Source organism: Paraburkholderia sp. BL23I1N1 (assembly GCF_003610295.1).
Classification (GTDB): Bacteria; Pseudomonadota; Gammaproteobacteria; order Burkholderiales; family Burkholderiaceae; genus Paraburkholderia.
In genome coordinates this window covers 4,874,598-4,892,009 of sequence record NZ_RAPV01000001.1, presented here as the reverse complement: position 1 = coordinate 4,892,009, position 17,412 = coordinate 4,874,598, and the positions used below count along the sequence as shown (strand labels likewise).

The window sequence follows — 17,412 nt, the reverse complement described above, 5'->3', positions numbered from 1 at the left end:
TGGCCTGCTTATGCACACCGCTAACCGTTTCACTCCCGCTAACAAAATCAAGGAGCACATCATGAAGACGTCACGCCAACTTCTACTCGCCGCGTTGCTGTGCGGATCATCCATTCAGGCCTTCGCGGGTGCCGCGGCAACCGCAAGCGTAACGGACTGCTGGATCCGCGCCTTGCCGGGCGATCTGCCTTCGGGCGGCTATTTCAAGGCCAGCAACGCGGGCGACCAACCGCTCAATCTCGTCGGTGTCAGCGCCGAGGCTTTCGGCATGGCCATGCTGCATCAGACGCAAAGCCAGGGCAGCACGTCGTCGATGGCGATGGTCGATCAGGTGGCGGTGCCCGCGCACGGCTCGCTTGTCTTTGCACCAGGCAACTATCACGTGATGCTGGAGCACCCGAAACAGCCGCTCAAGATCGGCACGACGATCCCGATGACGTTCTCCTTCAGCGACGGCGAGAAAGTCACCGCGGCTTGCGCGGTGAAAAGCGCCGGCACGATGGCGCACTGAAATCCGGAGTTGTGCCGACGGCCGCACCGCTCGCCGCCCTTGCGCCGTCTGCTCGTTTACGATACATTTTGCTCTGTTATGATCGTTTTGCAATCGAGCAGGGTGAAATCATGCAACGAACGCGACAGGACGCTATGGACGGGCTTCTGCCCGAGGAACGGGAGCGGCTGATTCTGGAACGGCTGCGGACGCAGGGCCGCGTTTTGGCGTCCGAACTCGCGGCCGAGTTTCAGACATCCGAACACACGGTCCGCCGTCACTTGCGCGAGCTGGCCGATCAGGGTCATTGCAAGCGTGTCTACGGCGGCGCCCTGCTGACCTCGCCTTCCGACAACAGCGCGGCGGTCCGGATGCACGAAGGCATGGACCGCAAGGCCCGTCTCGCCGTCGCCGCGGCGTCGATCGTCCGGCCGAAACAGATCATTTTGCTGGACACCGGATCGACCAACGTCGCGATCGCGGCGGCGCTCCCGGACAACGCGGACCTATCCGTCGTAACGAACTCGCCCGAGGCTTGCGCGCGCCTTCTGAACCGGCCGGGGTTCGACATCATCCTCATCGGCGGGCGCATCGCGACGAAGGTGGGCGGCTCGACCGGCGCCACCGCCTTGCTGCAGATCCAGCAGATCAAGGCCGACCTTTGCTTTCTGGGCGCGTGCGCGTTCGATCCGGACGAAGGGGTTGCCGCGTTCGACGCTGAGGATGCCGAACTCAAACGGGCGATGGTCAAAGCAAGCAGCCAGGTTGCGATTGCCATGACATCGGAAAAGCTGATGACCGCAGCGCCGTTTTCCGTTGCGCCGGCTCGCGGCGTGGACTATCTGTTCGTCGAAGCGGATGTGACGGCCAACCGGCGTGCCCAGCTCGAAGCGGTCTGCGACATCGTCATGGTGGCACGCTCATGAAGACACTCGCTGAACCGTTCGCTAAACCAGACACCCAACTCCCCAGGGAACGTGTCGCCACCCTCGGCGTGTTTCTCGCCAACGGATTCGGGATCGGCGCCTGGGCGGTCGAAGTGCCGCGCATCAAGGAAAGTCTACTCCTCAGCGATACATCGTTGGGCATCGCGCTGTTCGCCTTCGCGCTCGGGGCCATCGTCGCGATGCCGCTGGCCGGACAGTTGGCGCCGCGCCTGGGCAGCGGCCGGGCCACCGCGCTGCTCGGCGCGGCGTTTGTCGTGGCGTTGCCGCTCCCCGCCTTCGCACCGAATCTGGTGACGCTGTGCATCGTGCTCTTCGCGCTCGGCGCGGCGAACGGCGCGCTCGACGTCTCGATGAACGGCCACGCGAGCACGATCGAGACGCAATGGAAGTCGCCGATCATGTCGTCGTTTCATGCGGCGTGGAGTGCGGGTGGCCTGCTCGGCGCGGCCACGGGCGCCATGCTCCAGAAAGGCGGCGTCGGCGTGATCGGCGGCCTCGTCCTGCCGGACGCGTTCATCGCCGTCCTCATTCTCGCCGCCGCCGTGCTCGCGTTGCGTGATCTCGGCCCCCGGGCGGCCGCATCCTCCAGTGCATTCGCGTTGCCCAATGCCCGGGTGATGAAACTGGCGCTGCTCGCCTTCCTTTGCATGCTGGTGGAAGGCGCAGTGGCCGACTGGAGCGCGGTGTACTTGCGCTCAGCCTTGAACGAAGAGGCCAGCGTCGCCGCGATCGGTTATTCCGCATTTGCCTTCTCGATGGCCGCCTGCCGGTTCGTCGGCGACGTCTCCGTGCGCCGCTTCGGTTCGAGCAAGGTGATCGGCCTCGGCGGACTTCTGGCGGTGGCCGGGTTTGCGCTGGTGTTGAGCCTGCCGACCGTGTTCACCGCATGCGCGGGTTTCGCCATGGTCGGCGTCGGCCTCGCGAATATCGTCCCGGTCATTTTCAGCGCGGCGGGCCGCTCGACCGTCACGCCGGCTGTCGGTGTGTCAATGGCGGCCACGGCGGGCTATGCCGGCTTCCTGGTCGGGCCGCCGTTGATCGGACTCGGCGCGGGCCTGCTCGGCTTGCGCGTGGCGCTCTGCGTGCTCGTCGTGGCTACGTTGGTGGTCTGCCTGACGGGTGGCAAGGCGGTGCGCGGTGCGAGGCTGGCTTAGAACAGGCCTGGAATGCGAGCGCAGCGGCCAGCTCAGCGCATCGAGCAGCGAGTGCGGTTGTGCGCCGTCCTCCAGCCCCGTGGCCGGCCATTCGTGCTTCGCCGGCACCCATAACGTGCCGAACAGGTGGTCCCACAGCCGCAGCAATTGCGTGAAGTTGTGGTCGAAATGTTCGGTGCGGTTCGAGTGATGCAGGCGGTGGTATTGCGGATTGTTGACCCACATCGTGAAGCGGCCGAGGTCGATTCGCAGGTTCATATGCGCGAAGTAATTGCCGAAGGTGAAAATGATCGCGGTCACGCCGACGATCCACGGCTCGACCTTGAACAATACGCCCACCACCGGATAAAGCAGGCAACCCTTGATCAGTACTTCAAACCAGTGATGCCGGAACGTCACTGTGACATTGAATTCGGCGGCACTATGGTGCAGCGAATGCAGCTTCCACAGCACGGGCCATGCATGCTGCAAGCGATGAAACGCATATTCCAGCAGATCGAACGTTAATAGCACGATCACGATGGAAGCCAACGCGCCCTACCCGTGCGAGGCCAGCACGACCCGGCCGCCGCCGAGCGCATTGACAAGCGCGACGCTGACCACCGCCATCAGCGGCCGCATGGCTTCCGCGAGTGCTAAATACAGCGCCCCGTAGACGACGTTAAAACGCATGCCCGCGCGCGATTGCAATATATCGGCAGGCCGACGCCGCTCCAGCACCGCGCCCACGGTCATCATCACCAGAGCGAGCGCGTAACCGTGCAGCCACTGCCGCGCGTGGTTCAGCAGTTCAGGAAACGGGCTCGACGCAAACATGTGATACCCCAGTGAATACAGCGCGCATAATTGTTCAGTCACTCGACATGACGGTCACGGTCGGCAGCAGTTGACCCACGACCTGGAGTGCAGGCGGGCTGATCAGCACTGCCGGAAATGACGGCAAAACGAAACACATCTGCGAAAGAACCACTTTAACGCGATCTTCGCAGGCCGTTCCGCGCCGCGCAAGCGCCGTTCGATGCGAATATTCCCGCCATAAACGCTTAGCGATCAACATGCGCGCTTTCTTTGTTACGCGCTCAAATGTCGTGCGACTCAGTATTCCACGAGGATCGTGACGCGGCGATTCGCAGCGCGCGCTGCCGCATCGTCGCCGATGATCAGCGGGAAATTGTCCGCCCTGCCGATCGCGGCCATTCTGTGCGGTTCGATTCCCTTGTCCGCAAAGAAACGAACCACAGCGCCTGCTCGCGCCGACGACAACTCCCAGTTGGATTCGTATTTCGCGGTGGATATCGGCACACTGTCAGTGTGTCCTTCGACGAGGATATTGTTCTTCGAACGGTCGTGCAGTACGCCGGCAATCTGATCCAGCACGCCGAACGATTCCGGCAACAAACGCGCGTCGCCCGAATTGAAGAGAATTTTTGCGTTGATGGCGATTTCCACGCCCTGCGAGGCATTCGAAATCGTGATCTGCCGGTTGTCCTGAAGCGGCGCTAGCAAGGAAAGAAGCTGTTGCCTCGCGGCATCGGGCGCGCCAGGCGCATGAGCGCTGCCGGCGGCCGTCTGCGTGTTCGCCTCGCGGTGCTCGAGCGATTTGATTTCGAGTTCACGGTTCTTCGCCAGCTGCAACGCGTAAAGCGCAAGGAACAGCACCATCAGCGTGGTGATGAGGTCTGCATAGGAAATCAGCCAGCGCCCGGACTGCGCCTCGCCGTCGCCGTCCTCGTCGTCATGCCGATAGCCGGTTTTATCTGCCGCAAGGCGCTTGTTACCCGTGGAGGTGCTCATGCTCGAAACGTCGGTTTCCGAGTTGCGTTTGAATGGGCGCCTCGCGCGCCGGCGGCAACCGATCGAGGCCGGCTTCGGGGTCGGCTTCGAGATCGGCTTCGGGATCGATTAGCCCAGCAACTCAGCCGATCTTTCCCGGACGTCACCCGCCAGGCGGGTTTCGATCGTATGGGGCGACTCCTTGCGCGAAATCGCGAGCAGGCCATCGAGGTACAAACGCCTGAAGCGCAATTCGCTATCCACCTGCGCCCTGATCTTTCCGTACAACGGCAGAAAAGCCAGATTCGCCAACGCGAGGCCGTATAGCGTGGCCACAAACGCGACGGCAATACCCTGCCCAAGTTGCGCCGGCTCCAGCATATGGCCAGTGACCTGAATCAGCCCGAGCACCGCTCCCAGAATACCGAACGTCGGCGCATAGCCACCCGCCTGCTGCCATATCCGCGCCGCCGCCATGTGATTCCGCTCATACGCATCCAGCTCACGTTGCAAGGCGTCTTCGAGCACGGCAGTCGATACTCCGTTGGCCAGAAGCTCCAGGCCTCGTTTGGCGAATGGATTGATGCCGCCTGCCCCAACCACCTCGATCGACTCAAACACGAGCATGCCGTTCAGCTTCGCCTGATCGCCCCACTCGAGCAGGACCGACAAACTGTCCCGGTCGACCTGTCGCGCTTTCACAAAGGCGAGCCGCAGTTGCTTCACGCCGTCATAAAACCTGGCCCACGTGTTCTGGATCATCACCGCGCCAAGCGTGCCGCCCAGGACGATGACGAACGCCTCCAGTTGAAACAGCGAGGCAAAGTGACCGCCCTCGAGCGAAAATCCGGCCACGATAGCCGTCACACCGACCAGGGCACCCAATAGCGTCAAAAGATCCATACATCCTCTCGAACGGCTGCGTGAGTCATCGGACCGCACCTGCAAGCGGCCAGTAGTCCGATGGTCAGGTGTCAGGCATCCACATTGGAAAGCGGCGCTGCCGTGGCGGCCGAGGATTTGATCGTGCGCACGGTCTCGATGAATCGCTCCTCGATCTCGGCAATCTCGAGGGGATCGATCTTGATCTCACGACGCATGACCCACGACACCTCCTTCTTTCGCGCCTCGGTCATCACCGAGAACAAGCGATCGGAGACCGGCTCGCCCGTCACGGCAGCGAGCAGTTTCGCGAGGTCATAGGTGTCGAAAGCGCTCACGGCTTCGAACAAGGTTCGCTGGTCGACAAACTCCAGATCGGCCAGAGACTTGATCTCGCTGGTGCCACGCGGATTGCGCCGGGAAAAATACGTGATGCCCTTTTCCTCGACGTAGTTCAACACCCGGGTCTTGCGAAACGCAAAGATGTCTTCCGCAATTTCCGCATTCGAGAGTTTGTTGAGAATCAGATTCTTGTCGACGCCGATCAGGGCTTCCAGGTCGGCCAGCTCGATCAGTTCCAGTTCGCTGTTGATCGACACGTCGAGATCGTGGTCCGCCACCTGCTGCGCCCGTTCCGTGATCCGCACGGGATCGAAGGTCACGAGCTGCCGGCCGGCTGCGCCGTCTTGCGCCGAATAGCGCGCCGACTGGGTGCTCAGACGATCGGAGCGGCCCGGCTCAAGCGTCACGAGGTTGAGTTTTTCCATGCGCTTGAGCATCGCCATGACATGCGGGCGGGAATGACCGGCAATCGCATGGCACTTCTTGATGACTTCGGGCAGAGGCACGGAGAACTCCTCCCCTTGAGCACGGCGCGCGCGTCCGTCCATCCGCTCTGCGCTCTCGGACCCGGCCATTAGCGAAAGAACATGCGCGTACGAGAGAACACTTGGCAGAAAATCAGCATGCGTATTGGTGGCAAGGACATCGTCCTTCTTCTTCACACGTCGGATCAAGGTGCGCACGATATGCCGCAGGAGCGGCGAGACGCGTTCGAGCTCTTCTTCCACGACACTTGCCGCGATCACGGTCAACTGACAGAAGCTCAGGGCCTTCGCGGTGTGCGCCCGCGGTTCGGCCGGCAACAAGGACGCTTCGCCAAAAAATTCGCCCTTTCCTAGCGTGGCGAGGATGACCTTTTTTTCATCGCATTGAGTGGAGATTTCGACTTTGCCGTCTGCAATCACATAGATGACGGCGTCGCCCGCGAAGCCTTCGGCATAGATGACTTCGCCCGGAGCCGCTGCGCGCGACCATGGCGATCGTTGATGATTCAAAATTCATTCCCCCGAAGAGCTATTACCTCGTGCATCCCGCGTCTTCATGAGGCACGGGTATGTGCGATGGTCCTGACTTATTTGATTGGATAACGACATGCAAAACGCAAATCTTTAACCTTCTCAATGGTCAGACCAATAGCTGCAACGGCGCAAACGTTTGGCGAACCATCAGCCTTGACTACTCGCCGGGCACGGTCACCGCAATGCGCTCATCCGCCTGCGCCCGTGCGCAGACGTTCCAGTAATGCGCGGCCCTGGCGGGTGAGTTGCAGCGTCGATCCTTGCGGATCACGCTGCCGTATTTCCACGAGCTCGTAACGGCGTAACGCCAGCACGTCGGGATCGAAAGCTTCCAGCCGCTTGCCCGTGTCGCCAAGCAGCATAAGTGTCGCGAGTTCGTGATGACTGAGCATCCCGCACCTCCATTAATCGAACCATGGGCGAAGGGGATATCCTGGAGGCGCGACACGACAGTTTGGCTACGCTTGTGTTTCAGTGGATTTCCTGCAGCGCTGTAAGCGTCGGCGGCAAACCACTGCCACGCTTAGTGAACGAGGCGGTGTGCGAAGTGCATGAGTAAAGGGGTGCAACATTTTTCGTGCGCCCCGTAATTGGGGTCTGCGTCGGGCGCACGGCAGCGGTGCGCCAACGGCACGACCCGCATCATCAAGGCAACGTGACCGGCACCGGACGCGTCAGCAAATCGACGTAGAGACTAAAGAAACGATTGTTGTCGAACTGCGTGACGTACGTGATCTTTTTAGGTGACGCGCCAGGCGCGGGTTGGTCGGGGTAGACCATCACGTGTCCCTGGTCCCCGCCGCTCGTGGTGTCGATATCCAGGTAGGCGCTTTTCGTTTGCGTGGCGTAGGCCGGATCCATGAAATAGGCGATCGTCAGCGTGTCGAACAGATGCGTGTTGTCGCCGAACGAACCAGCATTGACGATTCCGTATGCTTTGGTGACCGCGGTCTGCTTGCTCGGGTTGTTGACGATCTGATCGAAGATGCTCTGGGTGAGCGGCACGGTATCCGTAACGTCGAGCGGAATGACGGCCTGCGGAATCGTCGTTTGAAGCACTGTACGCACAGCAAGCGGATCGAACCACCAGTTCAGTTCACCCACCGCGTTCGCATTGCCCGGCACTGCCATCGCTCCACCCATGTAGACAATCTGCTTGATCAGCGGCACGATCTCCGGCGCTTTCATGATGGCCGTGGCGAGATTGGTGGGCGGCCCGACCTCGAGAATCGTGACCTGATTCGGATAGCGCTTGATGGTCTGGATCATGAAGTCCGCGGCGCTTTGCGTCTGCAGTTTCGTCGACACCGCAAAGCCATCAGGCGGCGCAACGAGCTGGGACTGCTGGGTCGGTTCCGGCCGCATCCACGCGCCGAAATAGCCTTGCGGATTGGCAGCCTGCTGGGCACGAATACTCGCTACGTCGTATTGCAATGGATAGCCGGCGCCGCCGTAGACACCCACCACGTTTTGCACGCCCATGCGCTCAACGGCCTTCAGCGCATTCGCCTCTTCCTGGAGCAGCCAGTCGTTGCCGGTCACGACGGTCAACCCGAGCAGATTGACCTTGCCCTGCCCCATCAACTGCGTGGTCATGGCGAACAGCTGGCCATCGTCACCCATCGTGTTCAAGTCTGAATCGATGATCACCTTCGGTGCGTTGGCGAGCGGGTCGGTGGTCGTCACGTTGCCTCCACACGCGGAAAGCGCCAACTACATTATCAGGATGCCTACATATTGTGATTTCATGTTTAGTCCGTTTTTTCCAGTAGAGATCGCGATTAAACCAAAGGGACACCATCCGTAGACGGTGCCGGTCATTCAACGTCAAGCTACCCAGAATTGCAGATCGGACTGCCTCATGTCACAACAGGCATCCGTTTCAGACCGCGCTGTCGACTTCCGCGCGAGTCGGGATCGATGGCTGCGCACCGGCGCGCGTGACGGAAATCGACGCCGCGCGTTGCGCGAGGCTGATCGCGCCTTCCAGCGGCTGCCGGGCGGCGAGTTGCGCGGCAAAGACGCCGATAAAGGTGTCGCCGGCCGCCGTCGTATCGACCGCCCGCACCTGCGGCGCGGGAAAATGCGTGCCTTCGCCGCCTTCCGGCAACAGGTAAGCGCCTTGCGCGCCGAGCGTGACGATCACGTTGCGGGCCCCGCCGCGTTGCAATTCCAGCGCCGCCCTGCGTGCGCCGCTTTGCGATTCGACCGGCAGGCCGGCGAGTATCGCGGCTTCGACCTCGTTCGGCACGAGGTAGTCGACCAGCGGCAGCCATTCCGCGGGGAGCGGCCCGGTGGCCGGCGCCGGGTTCAGCACGGTGATCTTGCCCAAGCGCCGGGCGAGCACGAGTGTTGCATGGACGGAATCCCAGGGCGTTTCCAGTTGGCAGACCACCACGTCGCTGGCCTTGATCGCCGCTTCGTGGCGCGCAACGTGCTCAGGCGTGAGTTCGCCGTTACTGCCCGCCACCACCACGATCGTGTTCTGCCCGTCGTCCGACACCGTCACCATTGCAACGCCGGTGGGCTGCGCCGGGTCGGCCTCGATACCGGCGAAGTCGATGCCTTCCGCTTCCAGATCCAGTACCCGCTGGGCGCCGTTCGCATCCTTCCCCACACGCCCGATCATCGCCACGCGTGCGCCGATGCGGGCGGCCGCCACCGCCTGGTTGCCGCCCTTACCGCCGGCGACCTGCGAGAACTCATGTCCTCCGATCGTCTCGCCGGGCCGCGGCAAATGCGGGGCACGGGCGACCAGGTCGGTGTTGATGCTGCCCACCACGAGCACGCGGCCCTGCTTCGCTTCTTTCGACACTTTCACTCTCCTGCGGACCATCCACGAATGGTCGTCAATGGTCAATTTATGCGGCGCGACGCCGGCTTCTATACGTATCCAGCACGACGGCAACGACAATGACGGCCCCCGTGATGATCCGCTTGGTCGGCTCGGTCGCGCCGATCTGGGCGAGACCCGCGGCCAGCACGGAGATAATCAGCACGCCGAAGAACGTGCTGATCACCGAGCCGCGCCCGCCCATCAAACTCGTTCCGCCGATCACGACGGCCGCGATCACCTGCAATTCGATCCCCGAACCGGCATTCGGGTCCGCAGCCTCGAGCCGCGAAATCTGGAACAGGGACGCAAGACCGGCTAACAGGCCCATCATCGCGAAAACGGCAATCTTGTAGGGCCGCGGGTTGACGCCCGCGAGACGCACCGCTTCCTCGTTCGTGCCGATGCCGACCAGATAGCGGCCGAACACCGTGCGGGTCAGCACCAACTGCGCGGCGATCATTACGACGATCGCAATCAGGAACGCGGGAGAAATGCCGAACGCAATCGGGTTGGACAGAAAATCGAACGCATCGCCGATGTAGGCCGTGCGGGAGTTGGTCAACTGATACGCGAGACCGCGGGCCGCCTCGAGCACGCCGAGCGACACAATGAACGAGGGAATGCGCCAGGCGACGGTAATCGCGCCAGTCAGGCAGCCCGTCAACGCCGCGCCCGCCATGCCGAGCAAGGCGGCGGCCAGCGCCGGCCAATGCCACTGCAAGGCCGCGACGCTCGTGAGCGCCGCGCCGAGCGCGAGCACGGAACCAACCGACAGGTCGATCCCGGCGATGATGAGCACGAAGGTCATGCCGACCGACATCACGACGAGATCGGGAATCTGGTTCGCGATCGTGCTGAAGGTGTCGTAGCTCAGAAAGTGCGAACTCAGCAGCGAGAACAGGACGATCATCCCGAGCAACGCGCCGAGCAGGCCGAGGTAGTTCGAGAATCCAAGGCGCGTGCCGATCGGCTTTGCGTCTTTGGGCGGTTCGTTCTGCAACGTAGGCAGGCTGGTTGGTGCGGTCATGCTTCAATACTCCACAGATTATTCGTCGGGCGCCGTTGCGTCGGGCGCCGTCGCGTCGGGTTCGATCGGATCGTGCAGCAACGCGTCGCGTTTCGTGTAACCCGCGAACGCCGCGGCAAGCAACGCGTCCTGGGTCCAGCTTCCGCGCTCGAACATGCCGGTCATCCGGCCTGCCGACATCACCCCGATCCGGTCGCAAATCGACATCAACTCGCGCAGATCGCTCGACACCACCACCAACGCACGGCCTTCCCGTGCAAGCGCGCCCATCAACGCATAGATATCGAACTTCGCACCGACGTCGATGCCGCGTGTGGGCTCGTCGAACAGCAGCACGGTGCAATCGCGCGCAAGCCAGCGCCCGATCACGACCTTCTGCTGGTTGCCGCCGGAGAGCTCGGACACCGGTTGCGACGGCCCCGAACTGCGGATGCTCATCGCGTCGATCTGTTTGCGTGCCAGCGACGCCTCGCGACGGCCGTCCACCACGCCGTTCTTCGACACCGAACGCAGATTGCCGAGCGAGATATTGGCTGCAATGGGCTGCGTCAGCAGAAGACCCTCGCCTTTACGATCTTCCGTAATCAGCGCGAAGCCGCTCTTCACGGCATCCGTGGGCGATGAGACCTTCACGGGTTCGAGCGGGCCACCGTCCCGCGCGATCGACACCGTGCCGGCATCCGCGCGATCGGCCCCGTAGATGAGCCGCATCAATTCCGTGCGGCCCGCGCCGATCAAACCGCTGATGCCGAAAATCTCGCCGGCTTTCACTTCGAAGGAGACATCGCGCACGACCGGTTCGCGGGTCATGCCCGTGACCTTGAGCGCCACGTCGCCGATGCGCCGCTCGCCAAGATCGATCCGCTCGCCGATATCGCGCCCAACCATCAGCGTGACCAGACGGTCGGCCGACAGATTGGCCATTTCGTCGACATGCACGAGCCGCCCGTCGCGCAGCACCGCGGCGCGGCGCGCGATGCGCTTCAACTCTTCCAGTCTGTGCGAGATGTATACCAGCGCCACGCCGCGCGCCTTGAGCCGCTCGACCTGTTCGAACAGCAGGTCGACTTCGCGGGCGGTCAGCATCGCCGTGGGTTCGTCGAGAATCAGCACGCGGCAATCGCCGATCAGATTGCGCGCGATCTCGACCATCTGCTGATGCCCGATGCCCAGCGTGCCCACCAGCGTGTCAGGATCGATCGCGTCGAGCCCGACCTGGGCCATGGCATGCCGGGCGTCCTCGCGCAGTTTTGCGCGGTCGATCCAGCCGAACATGCCGCGCTGCGGCAAGCGGTTCAGGAACAGGTTCTCCGCCACCGAGAGGGTCGGCAGCAGGTTCAACTCCTGCATGACCATGCGCACGCCGAGCGCCTCGGCATCTTTGCGGCTGGCCGGCGTGTAAGCCGCGCCGCCCAGTGTCATCGAGCCGGTAGTCGGCGTAACGAGACCGCCGACAATCTTGGACAAGGTGCTCTTGCCCGCGCCGTTTTCGCCGGTCAGCGCCAGCACCTCGCCCGCGTGCAGTTCAAGCGAGATATCGGCGAGCACGGGCCCGGCGTAGGTCTTGCCGATGCCGTGAACGCTCAACACGGGCGGGGCAACGGCCGGGGATAGGATGGGAGTAGGCATCAGATTGATAAAGCCAGACAAAGATCAGGCGGCGTGACCCGTATGGCGCATATAGCGATACGGGCCACGCGTTAAGCCAGTCTTACTTGGTGACCAGATCGACAGGCGTTTCGACCACGCCCGACAATTCCGACTGCTTCTTGTGCTCGGCGAGTGCCTTCAACGCCGTGTCGATACCGAACACGGCCTGCCTGGCGGCGTACTGATTCGCCGTGGCGAGAACGCGGCCGTCGGCGAGCATCGGCTTGATTGCATTGATGTCGTCGTAGCCCACCACCTGCACCTTGCCGGCCTTGCCTGCCGCGCGCACAGCCGAGACCGCGCCGATTGCCATGTTGTCATTGCCGCACAGCAGCGCCTTGACGTCCGGGTTCGCATTGAGAATCTGGCTCGCCACGGCGTTGCCCTTGTCGATTTCCCACTCGCCCGACTGCAGCGAGACGACCTTCATGCCGCCCGCCGCCATGGCCTGCTTGAAGCCGGCCGAGCGTTGCTGCGCGTTGGTGGTGGTCGAGACGCCTTCGATAATGGCGACGTTGTCGCCCGACTTCAGGTGCTTGGCCAGGTAATCGCCCACCTTCAGTGCACCCTTCGCGTTATCCGGGCCGACGAACGGGATGTTCAGGTCTTTCGACTTGAGCACGTCCGGGTCCAGCTTGTTGTCGATATTGACCACGATAATGCCGGCGTCGACCGCCTTCTTGAGCACCGGCACCAGCGCCTTGGAGTCAGCCGGGGCGATCACGAGGGCGTCGACCTTCGAGACGATCATCTGCTCGACAATGCGAATCTGGTTGGCCGTATCCGTTTCGTCCTTGATGCCGTTCGTGACGAGATCGAATTTCGTGGGGTTCTGCTTCTGATAATCCTTGGCGCCCGTTTCCATGGTCAGGAAGAACTCGTTCGCCAACGACTTCATCACCAGGGCGACTTTCGGCTTGTGAGCCGCCTGAGCGAACGCTGCGGGCACCGGCAGAATCGATACGGCGAGGAAGGCTGCGCTGGCAACGATGGCGCGACGCCGCGCCGGCTGGAAATGACGAATCATTGATGTCTCCTTTTACTTGTTCGCTCGTTCGGTCTACATACTGGTAGCCGTTGAGTCGTGTGATGGGTTGGGTCGCCACACCTGCCGCCGCTACCAGTGAACCCTTTGGGGTTTCCTTGCCAGATGCTGGGAAGAGTATGGCCAGGTCCAATGCTATCCTCGCGATCCACGTTATGCTATGCCCAATTTCAAAATCGGGCGTTTCGAAAATGGAACACGTAGACTGGGACGACCTTCGGATTCTGGTGGAAATCGCGCGCGGGGGGACCATGCGAGCCGCCGCGGCAACATGCGATCTGAGCGCGCCGACGTTGTCGCGCCGTCTGACCGAGCTTGAACGGCGGCTGGGCGAGCCGCTTATCGACCGGGTGCCGTCAGGCTGCACGGTGACGGCATTCGGCGCGCGCGTGCTGGCCTGGGCCGAGCAGATGGAAGACCTCGCCCACCAGATCGAGCGCGCCGCGGACGTGACCTGCGGCGCGGGTGCTCACGGCACGGTGCGGATCAACGCCGTCGAATGGCCGTCTTACATTTTGCTTAAGTTGCTCGGCTCGTTTCAGGAGCGGTTGCCCGGTCTCGCCATCGAAGTGCTGACTTCGCGACGGCCGTATAGCCTTGCCCGCCGCGAAGCGGATATCGCGCTGTGGTCCGAATGCCCCGACGAGGGCGATCTGTATGTCCGTCGAATCGGCAGGATCCGCTTCGGGCTCTTCGGTTCGCGCGACTACTATCTGCGCCACAAGGCAGCGATTACGAGGAAGGAATGGGACAAGCTGTCGTTTGTCGGCTATGACGACCGGCAGCCCGATCACCCGGCCACACAATGGCTGAAGACCCTGCCCGGCGCGCCCGCGCCTTCGCTTCGAAGCAGCTATGGCATGGGCGTATTCGACGGCGTGCTGGGCGGCTCCGGGCTCGGCGTGCTTGCCCAGCTCGCGGGCGACACCACGAGCGATCTCGTCTGCATCGAAAAGCACATCAAGGCGCTCGACCAGGACGTCTGGATGGTGCTGCATCCCGCCCTGCGCGATAGCGAACGCATCCGGACTGTGGCTAACCTCATCGCCGAGATCTTTCGTTAGGCTGGGGACTAGCGCTCGCGATGGTCCGGTGGCTTACCTAGTGCGCGAGCACGGCGCCGAGATTGAGTTCATCGGCAACCTTCTTCAATCGCTTGTCGCGCGTCCAGAGGGTGGTGCCGGGCTGTAGGCGCGCGGACGCCAGAAGCGACGTATCGACATATCCGATTCCACGATTGAACAAACCTTCGCGCTCGATCAGATAAAACGTCTCCTCCGGCGTTGCAACGGGTACGCGCGGCAAATCGAGCAACGCGCCCAGCACGATGTCACGGTCACGCAGACTACCGAGCGAAATCTCGCCTATCACATAGGGATGAGCCAGCACCCGCTGCTCGGCAAGCAGGCTAATCAACATGGAATCAGAGGCGTTGAGGTGGTCAATCCAGACCGACGTGTCGACAAGAATCATTCGACGTCCTGCCGACGGCGCGGCGCCCCCTTGATGCCCGGTTGGCTACCGCCAAGATTTGCAAGTCGATTCGCAGCTTCACGCTGGATCAAGGCTTTTAGCGCTTCGCGCACGAGTGCCGTTTTTTCCTCCACGCCTGTATAGGCTTGAGCCTTGGCGACCAGGTCGTCATCAAGCACGATAGTCGTACGCATGGGAATCTCCGCAAATATAGGCACTGATTATCGCATCATTTGATGCCGAAAATAGTGTATCTCATCGTGAGCGCGCTCGCAGCATCTCCTACCGGGTTGTCATTTTTATCATCAAATGTAATGATATAACATTCCTGGCTGCTAAGCAGCGACCAGGAAGAACGCCCCCAAGACGGAACCGCATCCATCCCGTGGTCAACCCTGAACAAATAAAGATGAAAAACCGCCCGCGCGTCTCCCACGCAGTCCTGCTGCTGTTCGCCATCGCCGCTCATGCCCATGCCGCGCCCAATGAAAGCTCGGTGACGGGCGCCGTCACCGACGCAACGGGCAAGCCCGTCCGCAACGCCACCGTCAGCGTTCAGAACGCAAGCGGTGCCGCTATCGGCGAAGCGAAAACGGACGCAGACGGCCATTTCACGATCGCTCAGGTGAGCCCGGGCACCTACGCGGTTGTCGTCACGGCACCGGGATTCGCGAGCGGCAGCAGCATGGCGACCACGACCGCGGGCGCAGAAAGCACGGTGAGCGTCAAACTCGCTCAAAGCGACACACTCGATGTTCAGGTCAATGCAAAGCGTCTCGATCGAGCCCGCAACGGACTGCTGCCGGAAACCGGCAGCAGCGTGTACCGTTTTAGCCAGGCCGAAATCAATGCGCTGCCCGCGGGGCAAGATACGCCGCTGAACCAGGTGCTGCTTCAGGCGCCCGGCGTGGCAAGCGACTCATTCGGCCAGTTGCACGTGCGCGGCGACCACGCGAATCTGCAATACCGCATCAACGGCGTCATCATTCCCGAGCCGATCAGCGGTTTTGGCCAGACACTCGACACCCGCATCATCGACCAGGTGAGCCTGCTCACCGGCGCACTGCCGGCGCAGTACGGCTACCGCACGGCAGGGGTGGTAGATATCCGCACGAAGGCGGGCGATGCAGGCAACGGTGGCTCCATCGACGTGTTCGGCGGCAGCCATCAAACGATCAAGACCAGCGCGGATGTATTCGGCAATCAGGGGCCGTTCAGCTACTACTTCAGCGGCTCGCTCGGGATGAACAATCTCGGGATCGAGAATCCCACCGCCAGCGCAAATGCGATTCACGATCACACCCGTCAGGGCGATGCGTTCGGCTACATGTCGTACATCATCAACCCGCTGACGCGCGTAAGCGTGATGTTCGGCACGACGAGCAATCAGTTCGAGATTCCCAATACACCCGGCTTGCCCACCAACTTCACGCTCAACGGCAGCAGCACGTTCGACTCGAGCCAGTTGAACGAAACGCAATCGGAGTTGAACAACTTCGCGGTCGTGGCCCTCCAGGGCACCAATGGCGGCGCGCTGGACTATCAGGTTGCCCTCTTTACGCGCTACACGCGGACGCAATTCAATCCCGATCCGGTCGGCGATCTGCTCTTTAACGGCGTAGCCTCGCAGGATTTTCACAGTAACTCGGCCAATGGCGCACAGGTGGACACCACCTGGCGGCTGAACGACAAGCATACGGTCCGCGCGGGGATCTTCTTCCAGCAAGAACACGCGGTGTTCAACGATAGCGTCAACGTATTCGCGACGGACAGCAACGGCAATCAGCTATCCGATCAGCCCTTCAATATTCAGGACTCCAGCAGCAAAACCGGTTATCTGTACAGCGCCTACGTGCAGGACGAGTGGAAACTCACCGACAAGCTCACGCTGAACTATGGCCTTCGCTACGACAAGATGGACGAATACGTGAGCGCAAGCCAGTTGAGCCCTCGCATCGGCCTCGTCTACACACTGACGCCCACCACGACGCTCCATGCCGGTTACGCGCGCTATTTCACGCCGCCCGCGTTCGAGCTGGTGTCCGGGTCGACGATCAGCCGCTTCAATGGCACAACTAACCAGAGTCCGTCGAGCCAGAACGATCAGGTGCAACCGGAACGCAGTCACTATTTCGATCTCGGCGTGACCCAACGCCTCGGTTCGAACGTGACGGTCGGACTCGACGCGTACTACAAGAAATCGACGAACCTGCTCGATGAAGGACAGTTCGGCTCCGCGCTCATCTTCACGCCGTTCAACTATAGAGAGGGGCGCGTGTATGGCGTCGAGTTCACGGCCAACTACAAACAGGACAACGTATCCGCGTACCTGAATCTCGCGTGGAGCCGCGCGCAGGGAACGCAGATCGATTCGGCACAGTTCAATTTCGATCCGGCGGAACTTGCCTATATCAACAATCACTGGGTCTATCTGGATCACGACCAGCGCATTACCGCGTCATTCGGCGGAACCTACGATCTCGGCAAAACGACCTTCACTTTCGATGGTCTCGTGGGAAGCGGTTTGCGTAGCGGCTTTGCGAACACCGATCGGCTGCCGCTCTATGCGCAAGTCAACCTCGGTGTGATACAGCACTTCAATCAGCCCCTCATCGGGAAGTTCGATGCGCGCCTGCTCGTGGTCAACGCGTTCAACCGCGTCTATGAACTGCGCGACGGGTCGGGGATCGGGGTCGGCGCACCGCAATACGGCCCACATTTCGCCGTCTACGCCGGCATCACCAAGAATTTTTAATTCCGTCAGGCTACGAAGA

17 protein-coding genes and 1 pseudogene are annotated in these 17,412 nt (G+C 61.8%); 5 read left to right on the top strand and 13 right to left on the bottom strand.

The window, feature by feature from the left end:
- Positions 1–61 precede the first annotated feature (61 nt).
- Genes B0G76_RS22885 through B0G76_RS22875 form a run of 3 tightly spaced genes read left to right on the top strand, consistent with a single transcriptional unit; the run spans position 62 to position 2,591 of the window.
- Positions 62–511, top strand: a complete 450-nt coding sequence (locus B0G76_RS22885; RefSeq protein ID WP_120294564.1) for a copper chaperone PCu(A)C — start codon at positions 62–64, stop codon at positions 509–511.
- 11 nt (positions 512–522) lie between these two features.
- Positions 523–1,416 (top strand): DeoR/GlpR family DNA-binding transcription regulator, encoded by an 894-nt coding sequence (locus tag B0G76_RS22880; RefSeq protein WP_259460681.1) that lies wholly within the window; start codon positions 523–525, stop codon positions 1,414–1,416.
- Positions 1,413–2,591, top strand: coding sequence for an MFS transporter (locus B0G76_RS22875; RefSeq protein WP_120294563.1), 1,179 nt, complete (start codon positions 1,413–1,415; stop codon positions 2,589–2,591). Before B0G76_RS22880 ends, B0G76_RS22875 begins: the two co-directional genes overlap by 4 nt.
- Positions 2,592–2,717: 126 nt before the next feature.
- Here B0G76_RS22875 and B0G76_RS43965 read toward each other — a convergent pair.
- From B0G76_RS43965 to B0G76_RS22820, 11 genes and pseudogenes are all read right to left on the bottom strand, one after another.
- A pseudogene (locus tag B0G76_RS43965) lies at positions 2,718–3,104 on the bottom strand (sterol desaturase family protein); the annotation flags it as partial.
- Positions 3,105–3,128: 24 nt separating this feature from the next.
- Positions 3,129–3,407 (bottom strand): hypothetical protein, encoded by a 279-nt coding sequence (locus B0G76_RS43960; RefSeq protein WP_259460680.1) that lies wholly within the window; start codon positions 3,405–3,407, stop codon positions 3,129–3,131.
- Positions 3,408–3,686: 279 nt separating this feature from the next.
- Positions 3,687–4,385 carry an OmpA family protein gene (locus B0G76_RS22860; RefSeq protein WP_120294561.1) on the bottom strand — a complete coding sequence of 233 codons (699 nt, stop codon included), beginning with the start codon at positions 4,383–4,385 and terminating at the stop codon, positions 3,687–3,689.
- Between the two features lie 108 nt (positions 4,386–4,493).
- The gene (locus tag B0G76_RS22855) at positions 4,494–5,267 is read right to left on the bottom strand and encodes a flagellar motor protein (protein ID WP_120294560.1); all 774 of its coding nucleotides are present in this window, start codon (positions 5,265–5,267) and stop codon (positions 4,494–4,496) included.
- Positions 5,268–5,338: 71 nt separating this feature from the next.
- Entirely contained in the window at positions 5,339–6,583 is a 1,245-nt protein-coding gene (locus tag B0G76_RS22850) for a Crp/Fnr family transcriptional regulator (RefSeq protein ID WP_120294559.1), read from the bottom strand.
- A 212-nt stretch (positions 6,584–6,795) separates the two neighbouring features.
- Positions 6,796–6,999 (bottom strand): hypothetical protein, encoded by a 204-nt coding sequence (locus B0G76_RS22845; protein ID WP_120294558.1) that lies wholly within the window; start codon positions 6,997–6,999, stop codon positions 6,796–6,798.
- 253 nt (positions 7,000–7,252) lie between these two features.
- Positions 7,253–8,293 (bottom strand): nucleoside hydrolase, encoded by a 1,041-nt coding sequence (locus tag B0G76_RS22840; RefSeq protein WP_259460679.1) that lies wholly within the window; start codon positions 8,291–8,293, stop codon positions 7,253–7,255.
- A 196-nt stretch (positions 8,294–8,489) separates the two neighbouring features.
- Positions 8,490–9,422, bottom strand: coding sequence for a ribokinase (gene rbsK / locus B0G76_RS22835; RefSeq protein ID WP_409076725.1), 933 nt, complete (start codon positions 9,420–9,422; stop codon positions 8,490–8,492).
- Positions 9,423–9,468: 46 nt separating this feature from the next.
- The gene (locus B0G76_RS22830; protein WP_120294556.1) at positions 9,469–10,470 is read right to left on the bottom strand and encodes an ABC transporter permease; all 1,002 of its coding nucleotides are present in this window, start codon (positions 10,468–10,470) and stop codon (positions 9,469–9,471) included.
- A gap of 18 nt (positions 10,471–10,488) precedes the next feature.
- Entirely contained in the window at positions 10,489–12,099 is a 1,611-nt protein-coding gene (locus tag B0G76_RS22825) for a sugar ABC transporter ATP-binding protein (RefSeq protein ID WP_120294555.1), read from the bottom strand.
- A gap of 82 nt (positions 12,100–12,181) precedes the next feature.
- Positions 12,182–13,147, bottom strand: coding sequence for a sugar ABC transporter substrate-binding protein (locus B0G76_RS22820; protein WP_120294554.1), 966 nt, complete (start codon positions 13,145–13,147; stop codon positions 12,182–12,184).
- A 209-nt stretch (positions 13,148–13,356) separates the two neighbouring features.
- Between B0G76_RS22820 and B0G76_RS22815 the strand changes: the two genes are divergently transcribed.
- The gene (locus B0G76_RS22815; RefSeq protein WP_120294553.1) at positions 13,357–14,229 is read left to right on the top strand and encodes a LysR family transcriptional regulator; all 873 of its coding nucleotides are present in this window, start codon (positions 13,357–13,359) and stop codon (positions 14,227–14,229) included.
- Between the two features lie 37 nt (positions 14,230–14,266).
- On the opposite strand, the gene B0G76_RS22810 is transcribed toward B0G76_RS22815, so the two are convergent.
- Both B0G76_RS22810 and B0G76_RS22805 read right to left on the bottom strand, forming a co-directional pair.
- Positions 14,267–14,638 carry a type II toxin-antitoxin system VapC family toxin gene (locus B0G76_RS22810; protein ID WP_120294552.1) on the bottom strand — a complete coding sequence of 124 codons (372 nt, stop codon included), beginning with the start codon at positions 14,636–14,638 and terminating at the stop codon, positions 14,267–14,269.
- Positions 14,635–14,832 (bottom strand): type II toxin-antitoxin system VapB family antitoxin, encoded by a 198-nt coding sequence (locus B0G76_RS22805; RefSeq protein WP_120294551.1) that lies wholly within the window; start codon positions 14,830–14,832, stop codon positions 14,635–14,637. Before B0G76_RS22805 ends, B0G76_RS22810 begins: the two co-directional genes overlap by 4 nt.
- Before the next feature lie 215 nt (positions 14,833–15,047).
- Here B0G76_RS22805 and B0G76_RS22800 point away from each other — a divergent pair, with 215 nt between their 5' ends.
- Positions 15,048–17,393: a TonB-dependent receptor gene (locus tag B0G76_RS22800; protein WP_120294550.1), complete on the top strand. Its 2,346-nt coding sequence runs from the start codon at positions 15,048–15,050 to the stop codon at positions 17,391–17,393.
- The last annotated feature ends 19 nt before the right edge of the window (positions 17,394–17,412 follow it).